The following is an 18,906-nucleotide window of genomic DNA, read 5'->3' as shown; positions in this document are numbered from 1 at the left end:
AAAGAAAGAGCGCAGCTATTTTGCCGCGCCCGTATTATTGGGTTGCTTTCCTTTTTGCTTATCCTTCCATTTGATGTATCGGTCAGTCAATTCCATCATTTCTAGGAAGTTTGGTTCGTCTAGTGCTTCCTTTCCAAGCATTTTACGAGGTAAATCGCGGAGAGCTTTGTTGATCTTCTCGATGTTTGCTTTCTTCTGCTCTAGGCTCATGCCTTTTTCGTTGAGCAAATCGGATCTCATGTTGCGTAATGCCGCCATAAACTTCTGTGCTTTTCGGTGGTTGCTCACGATAGGCTCAGGATCACCAGGTACACCATATGAACTGTGCTGCTGTTCCAATTTGTCAAGCTTCTCATAAAACTCATTGCCGCTGGCTGTCGTTCCATCATTAACCGATCCAACGAACCGGCTGATCAATGGGTTTGTGTTACCGATTTTATCTTTTGCTTCCACCACGCCAGCTTTCTCCAGGGAGAAATCACCGATAGAGGATACGTATTTCGCTGCACCACCTGTAAAGCTCCGAATAGCGTGATCGATTTTTGCTGGTGATACGTTCAGCCAATCCCCCAGCAGCTTGTACATTTCCGGAGTATTGTCGTTGTACTGATAGCGCGGCTCCATATCTTGCGTATCCATAGGAACGATGTTTCGCCCCGTCTCATAGTCCACGCCTGTCCACAATTCGATCCAAGGAATCATCGTGCTGACCATGAGGGAAGGCGTGGCGGTTTGCCACCAGTTTTTCCAGTAGTCCTCAAATTCTGCCGGATGTTCCGTGAACGCCCGCACCGCTGCGTACTCAATTCCAGTTTTGAACGTCAGACCATACTCAAAAGGGATTGGGATCTTGAGGAATTGACCGTCACCAATTTTGATGATATAATTCCGGTCCCTCTCCTCCTGGGTAAGCTCCCAATATTCCTCGTCGTCCCAGTTCATCGCCAGCAGGATAATGGTTGGCACAACAATACCCACCAATCCGCGCCCCCAGGTATTCTTGTTTTTCAAGGACCGGAAGAACATATCCAAGCCTTGGACCCCAGCATTGAAGAACAGAGAAGTTGCGTTGATGTTTCGGCCCCACGATCCTGCCCTTTTGTGGTCATAGTCCACCATCCGGCTGCGTACAGCCGCTTCCTCATTGGACGCGCCTTTCTTTCTTGCTCGGGTATATTCTGCGATCTTGTACATTTCATTGATAGCATCAGATAGGCGTTTGTACGATTCCGCTCCCTTGACCGTCTTGCGCCAAAGCCCCTTCGCCTTTTGCTCCTTTAGGATCTTCTTTGCTTTAATGTCCAGGAAATGCTTTGTGCTGTAGTTGATTGTGCTGTTTCCGGCACCAGTGGATTTCCATTCATAATACGTGCTGTCTTTTTTGAGTGCATGATAGAAACCCATCATCACTTCCAGCGGGAACCGCCCTGTAAACCAATCGATCATGTTGAATGACTTGGATTGCAACGCCATGACCGCCGCATTTCTCAGGATCGACAACATCAGGAAGTCAGGTGTCATTGTGATCCCTGTGCGCAATACATTGGTTACAGGCGAAACGATCTTGGCTAGGCCGTTCAGTGTCTCCGGTACAAGCGCTTGGAACGCGGTATAGAAAGACTGATCGCGGATCTTGAATGTTTGCGCCTCTCCATCTACATAAACTATGGTTTCGTTTTTGCCTGTAGTCGGCGTAAACATTGCCAAGAACCCTTGCCTTACCGCCTCTTCATTCAACTCGACACTAGCATCCTCCGTGGCGTTTTGATCCCCGAATAATGCTTGCATTTGTTCAAAGGTAATCCCTGGAGTCGCTACGGTATCCACACGTTCAAAGATAGGTGTCATTTGCTCAGGGAAAAGCTCAGCTGTCTTTGCAAATGCTACCCCTACCTTGTTGCGCTCTGCAATGCTCACGTACAGATACGTGTTACGAACGATTGATTCCACTGGACTAATGACATTTTTCGTTGACCCTGTTTCGCTCATTTTGCGGATTGGGCTTTGTAATCCACCCATCTTTTTGTGTTTGTGGGTATTGAAGTAGCCATCAACCTTTGCCTGGAGTCCGGTATCGCTTTGTACACGGTAGAATGGCACATAGAAGTTATGATCCTTAGTAAATCGATCAATATCCTCTTTAGAGAAACGTCCCGATTCTACTAGAAGATTGAGCAAGTCGCGCTGATATGCATACAGCTCTTTCGCAGCTTCAAAGTATTGGCGACCCTCTTTCTTATCGCGCAATTGCGTAATCATCCGGCGTGCTTTGGCAATGTCCACTGGCGTTTTGGTTTTTCCATGAACATCGCTCAATTCCACTGAGCGCAATGCAACCAGCAAATCATTCAGTACGTTCAGATCATCTACTTTTGATAGAATTTCAGTCAGGCCCTTACCGATCTTTTTCCCTTCGTTGTTGACTACACCATACTCCAGGAATGTTTCTGCTTTTCCGTCCGATCCTCTCCAGCGGATAATTGCCCCAATTGGATTGAATGCATCCGGTACTTTGTCCAGGTTTCTCCCAAGCGCACGTTGAACACGGCTAATCATAGGATACATATCGTCTACGATCTTGGTGTAAAAGTTCTCCCAACGTTCCCGCATCGGCACTTTACGTTCCGTTGTTTCTTGCCATCCGGCACGAACGTGGGCATCTGGAGACTGTCCAATCCAAGTCTGGATCATTTCACGTAGGGTCCGAATGTCTTTTAATTTGCCCTGGGCTTTCAAGTCCTGGTCAAATGCGTCCAGTAAATTTGGAGCTACTGCCAGCAGTTCCTCCGAGCTATACAGGTAGGTGCGCATAAATTCTGCAAATCCTTCCCGTTGAATCTGCTCGGGGTCCATGCCCACCGGAATCTCTAGTCGATCAGCGAGAGCTTGCAACTCATCAGCAAATGCAGGATCTTTGGAATATTTTCCGTTGCGATCATACGCATGACCAATCTCATGTGCCATCTTCTCAAAATCACCGTAGTCTTGGCTGCGGATTACGTTGCTTTTCCGGTTGTATAGTGCGGGAGCGACCCCTTTGGTATGTCCAACTCCCAACTGTACTCCCAATTTATCCTTGATGAATTGGCTTATCTCTGTCCGCGTTACCCTCTTATCTGTACGCGGTGCAGGACCTTCCGACGACAGGACAACAGCCTTCCCATTTATCACATCATCAATAGTAAAAGGCGCAGTATCGAACGACTGCGCCTGGATCGCTTTAATTTTTTGTGGAGCTGGTGGTTTACCGGATGTTCCTTTTGATCCCACGAAAGTATCGATGTCTTTCTGACGAGCAGCAGCCGTTTCCTGTTGTGCCATTGCCGCACTGTCCTTGTCAATTACAACCATGTAGGTTTCAACTCCGGTAGAACGCTCACTATCCTTAAATGATCCAGATGGGTTCTTGGTGTATTCCGCGCCCAGGTCATCGAGCCACTGACGGAACTCGGTGGACTTCTTATCGCTGCGCCCGAATGGTCCGGCGCTCATAATGGCTACCAGCCTGCCGCCTGGTTTCAGCTGCTCATATGCATGGCGCACATGATCAACGTCCTGCAGGTTCTCAAACGGTGGATTCATGATGATCCTGTCATATTGTCCGGTATGCTCCAGGAAGTCATCCCCGACCACGTTATGCCCTTTATCTTGTAGGAAGCTGGAGAGCGAATGATTGTATTCAACTACATCCAGGACCGCATTCGGATGTTCTTTACGGATCGCATCGGCAATATTCCCCTTGCCTGCAGATGGTTCCAGGACAGTCATTCCATCCTCAATGCGGGCGTAATCCAGCATCTTATCGATCAACGGCTTCGGTGTAGGGAAAAATCCATCGACTTTCAGCTGCGCCATTTCACGCTCGCGCTGTTTCAATTCCAACTCTTTGCGCTGTTCGGCAGTCATAGCGGTTCCGTCACGGAATTTGAGATACTCACGCAAGGCTGATCGGAATTGCTCGGCTGTCTTGATCCCCATCGTTTGCAGTCGCTTGTTATGGATCAGAGAGTCCTCGATTCGTTCGATGGTGTACTTGGCATCCTTCACGCCTTTTGCTAGGTCCAGCAACTTCTCGATGTTATCCATCTGATAGCGAACGTCTACCAGGTGGGTCTTGGCATTCGCCATTTGACCGTTTAGAGAGCGAGCTGCCATCTTACCGCCTTTTAGATCTCCTGCGTACTTGATCAGATCACGGAGAGTGTCTTTGTGCAGCTGCGGATATGGATAATCCAGTCCCTTGATATGCTCGGGATCGAAATCGATTTTCTGCGAATCCGAGTAGGAGATATTATTCTTTCTGATGTACTCATTTCGAGCCATGCGCAAGTAGTAGGTCAGTGTCTCTAGGTGAGTACGAGCGGATACCCCTTCCAGGTGGACTGCTTCCCCGCTCTCAATACCATCGGCTACGTTGCGCATGATTTTGGAGAAAGTGAGTTCTCCTTGCGCTGCTTCTTCCGCGTGAGCCGCTTCTCTTGCCCGCTTCGCGGTATTGGTCAGGCGATCACGGCTCAACGCCTCGTTAGCCCGCGCTGCCATGCCATCAGCTAGCGTCCGCAGCTTGTCCGCTACTTTCTTGCGTCGAACAACTTCGGCATCTTCCTGGCTGCCCTGCGTCTCCACAGCGTCCTCCAGGCTCTCCGTGTACTGCTTCAAATACTCGGTTGGATCAGCGTTGAACAGGAATCCTTTTGCGAACGTGGAGTAGCCTGGGTGTCCCTGGTCTTTCATGCGTTTGTTGAGTGCGGTATATGCCTCTTTATCCAAGCGGGATTTCAACGCGACCTTGAACATTTTCGCTCCAGTCTTGGTATGCGTGAACGATTCGACCGGACCAAACTCGATCTTGCCGGAGACTTCCGCCACTTGTTTCTTTCGCTCTTTATCACGTTCTTTGGTGGCTTGTGCCTCTAGCTCGTCCAGGCGTTCTTGCTCCTGATCCGTCAGTCCGTATTGACGCTTCTTATCACGCAATTCCTGCAGCGTTTCGGGGTTGTTCTTGACCTTTTCCGCATAGTTGCGAGACTTTTCTCTTTCTGCGTTGTGCTTGTCCAAATCCGCCTGGGTGAGTCCCACGATCTTATTCTCGACCGCTCGCTCCTTCGCTCCATCCTCAGACGGGTTGTAAGAGATCCCCATCCCGTCAACGCTTGCCAGGGTGTACGCGATTCGCTCATGCGTCTTGTTCGCCAGGTCCGCCAGCGTAGCGTTACGCTTCTTCTTGTATTGATCCATCGTTCTTAGCTTCGCCACTAGCGATTCCTTGAAAGTGTTGGCATTCTCTTTGAGTGCCTGGTAGAATCGTTTGATTTCCTCAACGTCCTCTACCTTCCCTTGCTGCACTCGCTTTTCAAACATTAGGTAGCGGTCCACGATAGTTGGATTTACTGCGCTTGCTTTTTCAGTCGCTTCTTTTGCCGCTGGAGCTTGATCAGGCTGTTCTTGCGTTTGTGGCTCCACCGCTGCTTGTGCTGCTGGTGTTGTTCCCTGGGCTTTTGCCGCTGCTTTTTCTGCCCGTTCTTTTGCTCGTTGTTCCTTCGCAAGACGGTTCGCCTCCTTCCTGATCTCGGCATCCAGCTTGGAGAATGCTTTGTCCATTCCCATCTTGTGACCTGGACCGTCCCAAGTATTGTCTCTGCCGCTAGTCTCGCTGAATCCCATCGCTTTGAGCGGGCGGATCATGCTTTGAGTAGGGTTTCCGTTAAAGACAACGCGAGTACGCTCTCGACCGCGATACGTGAATGTGTCTCGCGTATAAGCGGTTGCGGTTCCGTATGCTGCCTTTTTCTCCGCTGCCTCTTTCGCTGCTGCGGTTTTCTTCTCATTCACACGGTTCTGGCGACGATCATTCCACTCACGATAGAAAAGGAATCCCTCTCTATCAGAAGAAAGTGATCCGTTTGCCTGGTATTCATCGGCGCGTTTTTTCACTTCTTCATCCGAAAGGTTTTTGATCCACTCGGGGATTGGACGAGCTTCGTATTTTTCACCATTTGACCTGCGGGTTTTCAGTGTTTCCTCGTAGATTTTGTAGTCGAATCGTTCGCCCGAGTTCAACGAATCATTCTGCAGATCAAAAACTTCGTACATCGGCATGGTCTGCGCTGCGTCCCACATCGCGGTAACACGATCTTTTTCCGCTTGAATCATTCTTTTCAAGGATGGTTTCAAATTCTTCGCAAGGAGGTTATCCAAGTAATCGATCCGCTGTTTGTAATTGCGATTGTAGCCGCTCTCTGTTTTCCAGGCAGGATCTACCGTTTCATATCCTCTTTGATTTCCTGCAGCACTTTCTTTTTGCGATCGTCCGATGCTTTCCGTATCTTGTTCAACATATGGTTTCGGCTCGTCAAAAAGCGTGACTTGTAACTCTGCTGCTTCTCTTGCATTTCCATCCGTCCTTTCGATTTCCCGAATTGCCGCCTCCAGCAACTCTTCTTTTGTTGGATACTCTTGCCCAAATAGAGACATTTGCGATGGATCGCCCACTGCTTGCACGTTATGCGCGTAGGTAAGCAAGTATGTTGAGATACGTTTAGCGCTTCCCTTGAAACGTTCAAAGATGCTTAACCACTCTTTTGCGATTGGGGAAAGGTCATCGCCAAACATTGATCCTTGATCCAGATATTCTTGCACGCTCCTGCCCTCTTCTCGTAGCTCAGAAAGGACTTTGACAGCGTTTGAGAGGTCTTGGCTAATATCTGCATCAATTAACACACCCGCCTCCATATCGGCTTTGAGCGCAGCGAAACGGGGGGCAGCCAGAAGGAGAGCATTCGTGATGTTGCGAACATTGTTGTCTGGATCTTCTGCCAGCTTTTCAATCACAGCTGCGTCACCGTATGCTTTTGCGAATACAGCATTACGAATGCGGTTGATCCCGCTTTGTGACAATGCCCCTTCGCTGGTCATATAGAGATTACGTTCGGCACTCCCCACAACGGTACGCATAAACTCCGTGATAAACTCTCTATTCTCTCTTGTCTGAATTTGCCCTTTCTCGTCCGGCGAAAAATATTGCATCAAGCCAATCGATAGTTTTGCGGCATCGGCCTGCGCTTGTTCAGAAGGTGAAAGGGTGACTACATCTGACTTATTTGCAGCTCTGGCAAATTCTTCTCGGTCTAGGTCTGTAAGCCGAACCCGAACCAATACGGGATGTTTATAAGCGTTTACCTGATTCTCAGTTAACCCAAAAATATCAGCCTCTTTTTGGAGCCATTCGCGGTAACGCTTTGCGCTTTCCATGCCCTCTTGGTACGCATTTTTCAAAGCTATGGTCCGCCCGTTGCCGGACTCAACAACGCCATCCTCCCCGATAATCGGTGCGCCCTCAGATGCTTTCGGACTCTTTCCCAGGTATTCGGGGATTAAGCCTTGTGCAATTCGCGTGATCTGATCGCGGTATGCCTCGCGGGTACGATCCCGGGGCTGCATCTCTTGCGGAAATTCTTCATTGACCGTCAGATCGGTATTGTGGGACGTTACCAGGTTGCTTGCGTCCACAATCGCATATCCGACCTGGACCTCTTCCTGCTTGCCGTTCATTTCAACGATGACACTATCGCGGTTGCCCACGTCCGGCACAATGATGTTGTCCGGTTGCTGTTCATTGGATTCACGGTCATTTTTATCATTCGAGCTGTTATCGATCGTTTTCTCCCTTGGTTGCTCGATAGTACCAGCGGATTCTTTGACCATTTCCACGTAATGCTTGAATAGCTGGTCATGCGATACATCGATTTTATTGCCGTTTCGCATCGTGATAGAAGTTTTCCCTGGAGGGTATGCGCCATTCCAAAGAGCTAGATCGTTACCGCCGCCCGTGTTCTTCGCTTGTTCTTTGAATAATTTTCGGGCGGTTGCTAAGTCGTTGTTCCTGATCGCTTCATCAATTTTATCTTTTGCGTAACCGACTGCTTGCCAAGCGATATGGTCCTTCACTTGGTTCTCAGTTGCGTTCGCCACTTCATCAGGGGTGAATTTTCTTTTGCTCGCAAACTCAACTCTCGTACCTGATAGACCGCCCCCAACCGCGTTTTTAGCTTGTGTAACGTCAGATCCTTCCGATGATACCGACTGATCTGGAACGGCTGTATTTTGCTCGTTTGCGGCTGTCTGCTGCAACTTCTGCACCTTTGACCTTCCAACAGGGATCTCTTGCCCGTTTGGGAATCGTACTTTTACGGCAGCTTGGTCCTTCACATCGACGACTTCATATTCGCCTTTGCGTCCATCAATGGTGACTTTATCTCCGACCTGGATCTCTTGCTGGAGACGGTTCTCTTCCTGCAATTCCTGTCGCAGTTCATCCAGGGATGGCTCTTGTTCGATGACTTCTTGCGCAGTTTGTTGTGGCGTGTACTTATTAACAACGTTACCCATCGCTTGCTGGAATGCTGGACCTGTGAGTTGCTGATCACGTACACTAGCCACATCATTTGCAAACTGGATCAAGTCATCGCGTGTCTGTAATCCTCCAGCATCACGAACAAATTTAGCTGCTTGCAAGAGTGGAGATACTTGCCCCGCTTCTTTCACATCGCCTTTTTGTACCTTATTCCACAGCATGTCGTACATGTTTTCGGTGATTCCAGAAGTCATTCCAGATCCCAATTGATCTAATCCAGTTTGAGATTCGACAGGTGTAACGCTTGGTATATCAATCGAATCAACCGGAGCGACTTCTGGCGCGGCTTGATTCGCTGTAAATTCGATCGGTCCCGCTTCCTGTTGATTCATCGAAGGAGCTGCAGCCGCCTGGCGGTTTCGTTCCTGGCGACGAGCAATCATCTGCGTGGCAACATCGAAAGCCTCGTTAGGAGACAAGCCGAGCGTTTCCTGCAATTCCGTCATTGATGGATGAAAGTCAGGGAAGGTTTGCTCTGCCTGGATGACTCTAGCGGCAAGATCCTCCTCGTCAAGCGTCGATTTATTTGTGCGTCCCGCATTCAGATCGAGCGCATCGATTACGCCAAGATCGAGAGCCGCTTTCGCTGTTCCCTGGGCGGCTACTTTCTCTTTCTCCGCCTCTCGTTTGGCATGCTTCTGTAGCACTTCCTGGACAATCTCTTGCGTCTCCGGCATTTGGATCAGATCGTCCATCACTTCGTTCAAGGCGGTTGTCTGATCTGCACCTTCTTTAATGCGGGATTCTGTGTAGTCCTGGACGTGCTTCTTGATCTGTGGAGGCAGGGCATTTACAACGTCACGCTGGATGGTTTGGATACGTTCGTCGCTGTATGGATCTACGACTGCACCGACTCCAGCCATACCTCCACCGATCAAAGCGCCGATTTTTGCTGCATCCCAGGTTGCTTGATCCCAATTCATCGGATTATAGGAAACGTCCTCGCCCAATGCGTCACGCTGGATAACGTCTTGATACCCCTCTTGACCGCCCTCTACCACAGCACCCGCACCAGCCTTACCGATGGTTGCGGCAACGCGGTTAAAGCCCCTTACAGGCGCGAATGCCGCTAAGAACTCTGCCAAGTTCGTTCCGCCAACTAACCCTGCGTTTTTCACTAACGCTTCATTGGCTGCTGCCCGGGATTGTTCCAGGGTTTCGCCACGCTCTCTTGCTTGCGCGTATGTATCCCCTGCTTCCATCGCAGACTCAAACGCCGTCGCTGGAATCGCTGCGCCCAAAGATCCGGCTACATACGTACCAAGCGCACCCAATCCAGCTGCACCTGCGATTGCTTCGCCACCCAAAGCACCCCCGATTGCCACCGGAGCGGCTGCTGCAGGGAATGCCATGCTTCTTGCGAGTGTGGTAGAGAAGAATCGCGGATCGTTCATATCTGTCACTTGTTCGGTTTCATAGCCCTGGCGTAGAGAATCGCCTCCGCGTCTGAGCGAATCCCCAATGCCGGAAACCATTTGGCTGCGTCCATCTCCCAGGTAGTGAGCGGTGTTTCCGGCTGTTTCTAATACGTCACCCAGGCCAGCTCGGAAGTTTGCCCCGGCTTCCTCCAGGTAATTACGGTTTTGTTTATTTGGAGTGAATGCACCTTCCAGCGCTTCCGAGATAGGCGCGGTTGGGCCTTGCGTAAGGATCGGTTTCACCCATTCATTCAAATATGCCTCTCCATATCGTTTCGCTGTCTCTCCGAATGTTGGCCCTTGTGCAACTGGAGACGTTACGCTGTTTCGTGCTTGTTGATTAGCCAGGTATCCCGTTACAGGAGAAGTCTGTACCGGAGTGGACTGTGCTGGAGTTGGAGACGGAATGTTGTTTCCTACTCGTCCGGTCAAAAACTCGCTCATTGGACTGGATGACTTTGCATCATTGATCGTAGGGAGTCCCTGCGATTTCAATGCCTGTGACGTTTTAATCTCTTGGCGGGAAATGTTCGCGCTTGGCGAGATCGGCTTTTGATCATTCAGTACCTTCTGCTTCGCTAAGAAGTTGGTCAGATAGCTGTTGGTATTCGCTGTTGGTTTTGTTGATGTTTGGCGATCCGGCAAAAACGGACCATGTTGTGGAGCTGGTGCTTGTGATAATGGTTTCGATGGCAAGAATGGGCCATGCTGCTTCGGAGTAACAGAAGAAGGGGAAGGCATTGGTGCCTCCCCCTCGCTTACTTTATTCCCCGAATATGACCATTCTCCCTCAAGGTACGATCTTTTCGCCTGGTATCTACGATCCATTTTGAATGGTTCCAGGTTTGGATCGTACCACCGTCCTTTAGAGTCAAATGGCATTCCGATTCCTCCTATGTTGCGTAGTTCCCCAACACCTTCGGCACATAGTTCTGTGTCTCGGCTGGTAGGTATCTTTTAACGACATTCCAATCATTCGTTCCTGCTTGTTGAATCGCTTTCTGAACCCGTCCAGGACCAGCGTTGTACGCGGCAAGCGCAAGCTCTCTCGATCCGAATCGATCAAGCTGCTGCTTGATGTACTTTGCGCCTCCCATGATATTCTGCTCGGGATCGTAGATATCCGTTACGCCCAGGGATTTAGCTGTAGCTGGCATGAGCTGCATCAGACCGGAAGCGCCAGCGTGACTTTTCGCGTTCACATTGTAGCTGGATTCTTGCTTCATCATCGCAGCGATAAACTTCGGATCGATGCCGACTGCCTGAGCCGCTTTAGAAATCGGAGCCTGATAGGATTGCGGCACTCCTTTCAGGCTACCTACTCCCCCGAGCTATTCCAGAAAGATCCGCTGCTGGTCCCTTGTTCTTCCTGGAGACGCTGCTGTTTCAATTGCCCTTCCAGGATTGCATTTTGCAAAGCGACTTTTTCTTTTTCACTCATTCCGCCCCATCGACGTTCTACCGCATCCATGATCGCCATCACGTCTGCACCATCATTCGCCATGCTACCACCGTATTTCGCGATGTAATCCAGCGCTTCATCACGGCTGCCCAGGGAAAGGACAGAGGACATATAGCCATTTGTAGCGATTTGAGAATTCCGTTCAAACTCTCTATCGCGGATTCCCGATTCTTTGTATCGGTTGTCGTAACCGGAATTGATAACATCCTGGTTATAGCGAGCCTGATCCAGTTGGTAATTGCGGTTGGAGTTGAGTACGTCTTGTTCATACTCGTTTTGTCGCATCAGTTCATCGAATGCGCGGTCTTGTCTGCCCGCAAGGAAATCACGCATTGCTAGAGTCTGAATTCCTCCTCCACCTGTTGACGCGAGATTCTGCAGAGCTTGGTCATACGTCACGTTCGATCCGTAGAGGGAAGGGTCCACGCCATTTAGTGCTAACTCTTGGCGAATCGCGTCTCCTTGCGCCTTGAATGCCGCCATCTGCTGTGGCGTGGCTCCGCTTGCCGATGCCTGGTTAGCTTGCTTTTTCAAATTCAAAAGGTTGTTGATCAATCCTTTTGTATTCGCTGCACCGGAAGCACTCATTGTAGACATGCCGGCTGGTGATCCAGATGCGGACATTGCGTATCTCGCGCCTCCACTTCCAGCTGAATACGGGTTGTAGATCCCTGTCAATTCTCCTTCGCGCAAGCGGTAGTCGTTGTCGTACTCGTACTGCCGCTGATCCATATCGTTGTCGTATTCGTATCGACGTTGATCCAGCTCAGAATCTCGGTAATCATATTCCCGATCAAAAGAATCGCGCCGGAAATCCAGATCGTCATAACGGAAATCCAGGTCCTTATCGTACTCGTATTTCCTTTGATCCATATTTTCATCGAATTGACGTTGATCCTCATAGAATCGGCTGGAATCCAACCATCTGCCGAAGTCAGCCTGTTGTCGTTCCAGACCAAACTCTTGCGACCATTGATTCTGCCCCATTTCCATACCAGTAACGTCTTTCAAGTTATTCAGATAGTTTTGGAGCTGCTGCTCTTGGAAGGTCAGACCGTCCATGTAACCGGACGCAGCACCAGTAGCGCGATTCAAATCAAATTGGCGGTTGGACTGCTGTTGGTTGAAACGTTGATCGGACTCACGCAATCCAAGATCCGCGTAGTTCAATCCGAGTTGCGCGGCTACTGCTTGTTGATCTGCCTCGATACCAGCCATCTGACCAGCCAGTGCATTTGCCCCTGCTCTCGCCTCTGCAGCTGCAGCACCGGAGGCACCAAGTCCGCGAGCCGCCCATTTGCTGTCGTTCGCTTGCATCGCCTGGTTGAAGCTGGACGTTGCCGCGTTCTTCTGCGCCTGAGTCTGCGGAGCCAGCACTTCATTCATCTGCTTTAACAGATCCGCCAAGTGTGTAGTGGTTTGGAATCGTGCCGGATCAACAGCAACATCAGCACCGCCCGCATTCGCGATACGGTCAATATAGTTTTTGTACTCTCCGAGATTCATATATTGCGTTGGACGAGAGCCGATAGCGTTTTTCAATCCGCTGAGATCCACGGTTTTTCCAGGCGTGTAGGTAGGATTCGGAGTCAATCCGCCTGTCGTAGTTTTTGGCATCACCTGTGTAGATAGTTTAGGGGATGTGGTAGTAGTGGTAGGTTTATTGCCGACTGTCCCACTCGTTTTCGGCTTTGTGGAGCTTTTTCGATCCTCTGGATCTTTGCGCTCCTGGTAGTGCATTTCTTCCACAGAATCATAGCCAAGACGATCCGCTTTCGCTCTTTCTTTCAAGAGAGATCCCATGTTGCCGCCTTTTTCTGCGTATCTTGCATCGCTTTCTTCTTGCGTCAGTTTACGTCCCCCGACATAGTGGCCGTCTTTTTCACGGTCAGTCGTTCCACCGAAGATTGACATTTATGATTTCACCTCGTTTTTGTGGTTTAGCGCGGGCTGAGATTGTTATAACCTTGTCCACGTCGATACAGTTGCATTAATTGCTGCAGTTGTGAAAGCTGAGGATTTGCTGCCGCTTGATTCCCAATCACTTGTGGCTGCAGTCCTCCAGCAATTCCGGTATTCCCGTTCGCAGGAATGTAAGGGTTTCGCTGTGGCATTTCCATTTGTCTGCCGCCAGCGATACCCGTGTTTCCGTTTGGTGCGGTTGGCTGATATGGAAGGTAGCGCATTTGGTCAGTTGGTTGTCTGAGCATTTGATCCGCTGGAATACCTCCAGGGAACGCCCCTGCGCCGCCATTTGGCGCGGTTGGTCTGTAGGGGAGATATCTGGACTGTCCGCCTGGTTGAGACTTCATAAAGTCACCAGGCGCGGTCATACGCTCGTCGTTGACTGGTCGTGTTGGTTGGTATGGCATGATCCGCATTTGGTTGGTCGGTTGACTCTTCAAAAGATCCGGTTGATTAACCATCCGTTCATCGTTAAACGGTCTTGTTGTTTGCATGCGCCCCTGGACCATTGGCTGAGCTGGTTGTGCTGTACGAAAACGATCGGTATTGATCGGAGGCTGTACCTGTTTCGGGGAAACGGGTTGCACCTGTGTTCTCATGTTGCTAGAAGGTGCGCCTGGATCTTTGAGAAATTGGCTGCCCTGTACGGAGACGCGGTTTTCATCGCGAGCCGGAACGCTTCCAGTCATTTTTGTGCGCCCGCCCAGGCTAACGTTTGTCGGTACGCCAGCTCCGAAGTTTTGCGGTTGCCCTACAGTTTGCCGTTGTACGGTCCTTGCATTTTGTTGCTGCGGCTTGAAATTCAATGTGTACCACTCCTATTCGCTTTTATTGGATCTTCCATGAATGCGACCGCGGGTACTGTATTCTAAGCCGTAGCCCAAAATAGCGATATCCTGTCCAGGCACATTCGCATTGATACGGATCTGTACGAAGTTACATTTCAGTTGCGGCTTGAACACCACTTCATAAATGTGGATCGGCTCGCTTTGTTCCAGTTCCAGGAACGTATCTTTCCCTACCTTCACATTCACTTGATCAACGTCGAATACTTCACCGTCATAAACCACGCTGATGCTGAGATCTTGATCCGTACCGCTCATGATCGTTACGTCCGGATCATCCCCTTCATTGAACATTTGCACGTTAAAGGGGGTTCCCATGTAGAAGATCGACGTATTCGCCTCTCGTCCCTTGGACATAGCGTAGATGAACAGTCGTTTCAAACGGGACGGACCGTATTGCAGATCCTCCCTGCGGAATGCCACATAGAACGGTATGCCCATATCATCGTCCAGGAGTCCTTCCGTGAACGTGTGCAGCTTTCCGAATCCCAATGTCGCCCCGTACAATTTCCCTTTATCAATGAAATAGCGGGTGGAGCGCGGCCCCGAATCAATATACCAGTTGGGTCCGTTTTGGAGATTCAACCGGAATACTCGGTCCTCTTTGATCGCTTTCGGGAAGCACAATCGATACTCACGGTCATAGTAGATCGCTACCGATTCATTCGCGTAGTCCGCCATCGCCACTTTCAACTGCTTTCGGATATCGTCTCCGAGCGGCACAGCCTTTTGCTGGTTCTCAATCGCGGTCACGCCCTGGAGCGCATACACGTTATCGGTTCCCAGGAACACGATCCCCACACCTGGAACGTTCGCGATACTACGACGAGAGACGCACCCCATCGAGGCATCCTGGAGGACGAGACTGGCGCTTGGATCAGTGAGATCACTCCCGAACATCGCCCATATGTCTCGATCGCGGAAAATCACCAGGGAGTTGTACCAGTTTGCAAGACCGATGATCTTCGAACCATCATCGGGCAATTGCAAAACCTGCTCTGATGGATAGTAAGTCGCGTCAAGGGGAGCAGACAGGTACACCGTGTTTGGCGACTGCGGATCTCCAGCTAGGGCAATCCGTTGTGACAAGGAAGCGCGGAGCACGCCAAACTTGCATCGTGCAGGACCAGTTGTAACGTCCTGGAGCGGATAGAGATACTTCCAGGTAACTGTGCCATCGACAATAGCTGTTCCCGTGCCGCTTGGCGCTGTCGTGCCGGACGTACCCGCTACCGTACACTCATAGACATTGCCGTTCGCGTAGACTTTCGCGCCTACGGTATAAGCGGTTGTAGCTGCCCAGGCATTCCCGATATTAGCGTTGAGAAGAAGGTTAGGAGTCTCTCCAGACGCTGGGACGTATGGGACCGATAGCTTACTTGTTGTTCCATTCGTCTCGATTACCCCGTTGCCAGCGAAGATATAGGCGATCTCCGCCCCACTTCTTGACCAGCGGATCACACACGCCTCGTCATTCGCTGTCTTTCCGACGAGATCTGAACCGATCTGTGTATGTGTTTCGTTATCGTTTACCAGGTAAATGTTACGATTCCAGATCGCGAGTATCTTGTTAAAGGCACTCTCCGCCTCCTGGATAGGTCCCACCCCGAGATCAAGACCTGGTAACGTCTCGCTTCCCCTCCGAATACGCAAAATGCCCGCTTCGTCACTTCGGACGTTACGGGCCTCTGAGAGAGAATCGGGAGGAATTGCGGTTGGATCAAGGAGAGACTTGATCCCGCTCACAAATCCCGTTCGGATTAGTGGAGGCAATTGCATCGGTTTCCCCCCCTTTATAGCATCATTTGATAGCCTTTTCTGTGTTGGATCGCAAAGGCAGCATTCGATTCATCCCACGGGCTATAAGCCTGTCCATCGTAACCACGAACACGGACAAATGCCTGGTTAGTCTCAGGCTCCGCACTAAAATCGTAAAGGTAAGAAGTGACTCCAGCAGCCGTCAGAGCAATCAAGTCCTTCCAAGATCCCTTGCCGTTGGTCGATAACTGAACCTGATATTTCGCATTAGAACCTTCGTCATAACCGACTTCTAACCAAGCATCAACATTTGCGTCTATGTTTGTTCCGTAGTACAAGTTGCCTCCGGAATAAAGGTTTCCGCTCGACCCGATGATATTAGCGTCACCGGAAGACGTTACTTCCGCAGCTAACACTGTTCCAACCGGAAACGTTAACGGATTATTGCTTAAATCAAGCGTTACGTATCCTTCAGCGTCGATCCTGACATCTTGTGAGGCGTAGATTGTATTCCCGCCATACCCGTTAGTCACGTTGCACAATCGTACGGTTCTAGCTAATCCCTTGGCATCAAATTTCAACCTGATCTTTTTGATCGGGCGATTTTTGGTAACGGTGAATGTTTGTCCTAGTCTTGATCCAGAACTTAATACTCCGCTATTCGGGATAGTCGGCAACGTTCTAAGGTAAGATAGATTCGCCTGATCATAGTAGATCCGCGTACATACGTCACCTGTCATAAAACCCACATTAACGTTGAATGCTTTCCCACCTAGATACCAGTCTACATTAGATCCCACAAGCACAATGGTGTGAGTAGGAGACTGCATACAAATAGCTAGTTTTTGCCCTGCTGTAACCGCTAATGGTGTACTTAGAAGGAATCCCCTATATGCATTAGAGGAGTCTGTTTCTACAGTTGCAGACGCTTTCACCACTCCATCTGGGTATCCATTTGCATCAACGCCCTCGATAGTCATTGTTACAGAAGCGGCTGCGCACCTTCCATACATTTCGACGCGGGTGATATAACCGTCCTGATCAACTGTAATCGTTTGACCAACTTTTGAATTAACAGTAGGAGTCGCAACGGTATCTTGGTTGGTCATTCCTGTAGTAATACCCATTACAGGCGATGACGGCAATCCGGAAGCGGTCCACGCTACAGTATATTGAGCATCTATCGTTTCTCCTCCATTGGGAGCTGTTACAACAGGAGTCGTTGGATTATCGAAAACAGTTTCGTATTTCAATGCCGAGGAACCAAAGTCCATCCATACGTAACCAAAAACGCCTCCTGAATCCTTTTCCATAAGGCTTGGACTTCTTTGAGACGCTTGTTCGTTCGTCAAACGAGTAGCAGCACTCCAGGAAGTACCATTGAACATTAATCGGTAAATCTGCTCGTACTGCTCGTTGAACGTGGTGAAGAAAAGAACAACAGGCTTGTTGTCACTGGTTAATCCAATGGATGGGTATGAGCCTGTTGTGCCTACACCGCTAGTAAGTTTTTCGGATGTTGACCAGTTGACTCCATAGTCTGTTGATTTGGAGTACCTTACGTTTCCGCCTTGATCATTGCCCTCCAGGCTGTGCCATACCAAGTGAATAGTTCCTGCAGAGTCTAAAACAGCGCATGGGAAGCTCTGTGCGTAGTTTCCACCTGCATAAACAACCTTAGTAAACCATCCATTTACTGTCTGGTTAGGTAATCCGCTTTGCTTAAAAACATTGATGTTGTGGACTGACGATCCGTAATAGTATTCAGCTATAATAACAGGTTCGCCATTTGCAAAAACGATGGTCGGATTTGTGTTTTGTTGCATGTTATTATTGTTATTTGTCACTTGAACTTGCTGACCATACGTTGCTGACCCGTTCGCGTCCACTGTCGCTTTCAAATAAAATACGTTTGCAGAGTTGGAGTATGTTCCAATGTTCTTACAAAACGCTACGTGCAGAGCGTTTATTCCATCGTAGGTAATGGAAACCCCGCTTGGAGGGTAACTATACTCTTGGTAGTAATATTTCCTTTTAGTTGCAAAATCGCCGGAAATGTTCGTGTTGGTCTGTGTTGTTGCGTCGATCTCCCAGGCTTCAATCGATCCGTTGCTGTAACTGACAATCCAGTGGATCTTGTTGCCGACACTCGCTATTGCATGATCGCTTAGTGTGTACCCTCCTGACACGGTGTAATAACATAATTGCGACCAGTTGACTCCGCCATCCTTCGATACAAAAAGCCTAAACTGAGTGCTGTTTGAGTAGGCGTTGGAGGCAATTAACCACCCGTTGCTCATGCGAATGAGCTTTCTTCCGCCGTTGGCTTGAATAGTCGCGGAAATACCATTGGTAACGACAGTAGGGTCAATCAAGATCGGATAAACACGCTCGTCAGATCCTACCCAGGCATTATCCATAACGATATCGAACGCAAGCAAACCATCTTCGTTACTCTTCACGCGGTATCGTCCATGCATTTCCGAACGATCTGGCATGTTGGAGTCATACGCTACGATTTTCGGAAGGGTAAATACCAGGCGATCACCATCGTAAATCTTAATATCTCCATCCGTTTCAAACGGACCGACGATGTTCATACCATCTGCATGCACCTGGAGATCCGGATCGATACGCAATTCCCCGCTAATGACAAAATCGATCCGGCCCGAAAGAAACGGGACCGGATCGCGCTGCCAGCTTTGTATCAGGATTGCATGTTTTAGATGATCATCCTCAACGATAAAGGAATCATCAATGTCCGGCATGGGACGATTGATTTTGAGTTTGTTCCCCTTGTATTCCATGACCGCATCTTTCACGGTATACACTTGGTCCTCAAAACCATTTTCGTCTACAAACATCATGGCAGTAGGTCGCCATTCTACCGTTCTGCCGCTAGATTTATACACCACTCTGTTTCCGATAGGGTGAAACTCGCTTCGAGACGTTCCGTTATCGGCAACCAGGATTCCGAGGGTCGAATCGTACCGGATAGTGTTATCCGGTTTCGTAAATGACATAATGTTACTCAAACGTTGCACC

At 49.5% G+C, this 18,906-nt stretch carries 6 protein-coding genes; all 6 read right to left on the bottom strand.

What is annotated here, in order from left to right; all coding sequences use genetic code 11:
- Nucleotides 1-15: 15 nt before the first annotated feature.
- On the bottom strand, nucleotides 16-10,572 hold the full coding sequence (locus EIZ37_RS00410; protein WP_134682579.1) for an LPD38 domain-containing protein: 10,557 nt from the start codon (nucleotides 10,570-10,572) through the stop codon (nucleotides 16-18).
- A gap of 152 nt (nucleotides 10,573-10,724) precedes the next feature.
- Complete coding sequence (locus EIZ37_RS26285) at nucleotides 10,725-11,135, bottom strand: lytic transglycosylase domain-containing protein (protein ID WP_328591336.1); 411 nt, start codon at nucleotides 11,133-11,135, stop codon at nucleotides 10,725-10,727.
- Nucleotides 11,136-11,149: 14 nt separating this feature from the next.
- Entirely contained in the window at nucleotides 11,150-13,207 is a 2,058-nt protein-coding gene (locus tag EIZ37_RS26605; RefSeq protein WP_328591335.1) for a hypothetical protein, read from the bottom strand.
- 26 nt (nucleotides 13,208-13,233) lie between these two features.
- Nucleotides 13,234-14,064 (bottom strand): hypothetical protein, encoded by an 831-nt coding sequence (locus EIZ37_RS00400; RefSeq protein WP_134682578.1) that lies wholly within the window; start codon nucleotides 14,062-14,064, stop codon nucleotides 13,234-13,236.
- A 12-nt stretch (nucleotides 14,065-14,076) separates the two neighbouring features.
- Nucleotides 14,077-15,882 (bottom strand): carbohydrate-binding protein, encoded by a 1,806-nt coding sequence (locus EIZ37_RS00395; protein ID WP_134682577.1) that lies wholly within the window; start codon nucleotides 15,880-15,882, stop codon nucleotides 14,077-14,079.
- 14 nt (nucleotides 15,883-15,896) lie between these two features.
- Nucleotides 15,897-18,728: a fibronectin type III domain-containing protein gene (locus EIZ37_RS00390; protein WP_134682576.1), complete on the bottom strand. Its 2,832-nt coding sequence runs from the start codon at nucleotides 18,726-18,728 to the stop codon at nucleotides 15,897-15,899.
- Between the last annotated feature and the right edge of the window lie 178 nt (nucleotides 18,729-18,906).

Origin of the sequence: Brevibacillus migulae (assembly GCF_004521915.1) — a bacterium.
In the GTDB taxonomy this organism is placed as follows: Bacteria; Bacillota; Bacilli; order Brevibacillales; family Brevibacillaceae; genus Brevibacillus_F; species Brevibacillus_F migulae.
Note: the sequence above shows the minus strand (reverse complement) of the source record. Positions and strands in the feature narration are given on the sequence as shown.